1 protein-coding gene and 1 tRNA gene are annotated in these 2,498 nt (G+C 39.3%); one reads left to right on the forward strand and one right to left on the reverse strand.

The features are described from left to right. Window positions 1–282: 282 nt before the first annotated feature. Window positions 283–356 (forward strand) — tRNA-Val (locus ACE1CC_RS10210). A 400-nt stretch (window positions 357–756) separates the two neighbouring features. On the opposite strand, the gene ACE1CC_RS10215 is transcribed toward ACE1CC_RS10210, so the two are convergent. Beyond that, on the reverse strand, window positions 757–2,208 hold the full coding sequence (locus ACE1CC_RS10215) for a DUF4384 domain-containing protein (protein ID WP_413270356.1): 1,452 nt from the start codon (window positions 2,206–2,208) through the stop codon (window positions 757–759). Between the last annotated feature and the right edge of the window lie 290 nt (window positions 2,209–2,498).

The raw sequence follows: 2,498 nt of genomic DNA on the forward strand, positions 1-2,498 counted from the left end.
GTGAATGGAAGTTATAACATCATGAGAAAAGCAGTCCCAAATGTCTTTGACGATGGGATAGAGGGCATTGTAGTTTGCCCAGTGAGGATCACACCTACAAAATAAGACCTAAGATATTTGTCTATGGTTTTATGAACTATCGGAATAAATAGATTAGCGAAAGTTATGGCTACCATAAAAGGTTTTGAACGATAGTCCGATCGATCGCAGAAATCCCACAAAACCTTATTTTTCAGAAATTTGGCTATAAATCGAAAATCTGTGCTATATTAATAAATCCGAGGACGCATAGCTCAGTTGGTTAGAGCGCTACGTTGACATCGTAGAGGTCACTGGTTCGAGCCCAGTTGTGTCCATTTAGTTCTGTACAGTCAAATAGATGACTGGTAAGGGTTTTAGCCCTTAGTCACACTTTACATTTTGGATGAAAACCTGTTATCAAAGTCATCTGACCTCAGAAATTGACCTAAAGCTGACCTAAACATTAATATAGCTTCTAACCCACTTCTATCTAGCTGGTAGGGTGATTTATCTAAAACAGTACTATCACGTCTTATAGGCGATTCTGCTAGGAGTGCGGCATTCGTTAGTAAACCGTCATTAGCAGGTACAGCAATCTAATAACGCTACATCATGGAACGTAGAGGTCACTGGTTCGAGCCCAGTTGTGTCCATCCTCTCAAACTACCTCCGATAAAGCTTTCTAGCCTTTGCGATCGCGCTGCATTCCTAACCACCGTTATTTTGTGAAAGCATTCAAATTACTTCAAATGTAATTGACAACGCTGCCATTTCCGTCGTATATATTCGCCGTCTCATTGTTGTTACTCCATTTCTCTCCTCTTCGTCATTACTTAAATCTGCTAATAAATCGTTCATTGCTTCTACCGTAGGTACAACAAAACCTCTATCTATCCTCAATTCTGTTGCCAAAGTTTGTAATTTTAGCAATGCTCTCTTCAACGGTGAAAGACTGGCAATGACTAATACTTCTCCAATTCCTTTCGCTTGCGTTACCATCTGAAAATCATCTTTATTTGGGTCAGGAATAACCAGAGATTCTCTAGCTTCCAATTTCGTTGTTTCTTCAGATGCTCGCCACTGGTTAGGAAATAATACCACAATTGCTCCGTCAGGTTGTAATACTAAAATACTCAAATATAAAGGGCGAGACTCATTATTTTTTACTCGGAATTGAAAAGGTGTAGAAATAGGTAATTGTTGGGAAACTAATTGACTGTTCTGCACCTGTTCTCGATTTTGGATCTGAGTTCCCCTAATTGTAAATGCTTTACCAACTAGCTGAGTACTTTGTCCCTCTTGGTGCATGGAAATTTCTATATTTAATTTTGAAGAATTGGCATTAAGGGTCATTTTGACAATGCGGGTAGCTAGTAAAGCTTTAAGTTTGGGTTCTAAACGAGCGATCGCAGATGTAACCGATTCCCCCGCACTTCCGAAAGAGTTGGGTATTAACTCCAATCCAGGGGAAAATAAACCGATACTCCCTGCAACTGGAACACTGGATGAATTTGGTAATTGTTGACGATAACTAGCAGTCATTCGACCTAAAATATACTGCACTTCACCCGCATAAAGTAGATTTCCGTCTTGGGGTAAAATGGCAGCGATCCGATTAATTTTTGATAAAGCTTGTTTAGCTACTTCTATTTCATTTTCCAGAGAAACATCTAAGCCAATTCCTAACTTTAAATCAGCCGGAATTACTCGAACTGACTCTTGCAACAAAGTTCCCGATTTTACTTCTCCCTTAACAATACCACTTGCTATCAATCCTTGTCGGGATTGGAGGCGAACTTCCCCTGCACCATTAACATCTTTAAAAACAGCTTCTTGCCCAAAAGCTCCTAAAGTTTCACGATCTAACCCACCTAACCAAACTTTTGCTTGATTACCGGAAACAGAAGTAATTACTGCATCGACTGGTAGCATGGATTTATTAATAAAATAAACAGGTTGTTGATGAAAATTACTAGATTGAATATCGACTAGGGGAACTTGTGCAGATAAAAACTTAATTTCTCGCCTAATATCAGCAATTAAATTACTAATTCCACTCGATTCTTGCCAAAGATATTGAGTCATTAAATAAGTAAAAGCTCCGGCATAAAAATCATTGAAAGGAACATCGAATGCCAATTGATTTCGTTGTGCAGAAGCAATAACTACTCCTTTAGCGACTCCCAAATGGCGTTTTTTAGTTAACGTTTCCCGGTCAAGGTTTAAATTTTTTAACCATTGAGTTTGATAAGCAAGTTCAATAGCGTTGGGGCGGAAATTATTACCTCCTGCTGCTGCACGAACACGATAATTTCCCCTAGTTCCTCCGCCAGCATGACCTGACGGGGTGACAACTATGGCTAAAAGGTAGACCGGATAAGCATCTCGGCTCTTCGACCTCGCTGATAATAAGGTCGTTTATGTGGACTTAATGACATTAATTGAGCAGTTTGTTCATTCAATAAAGTCAAAGATTC

Source organism: Floridaenema aerugineum BLCC-F46 (assembly GCF_041929345.1).
Taxonomy (GTDB): domain Bacteria; phylum Cyanobacteriota; class Cyanobacteriia; order Cyanobacteriales; family Aerosakkonemataceae; genus Floridanema; species Floridanema aerugineum.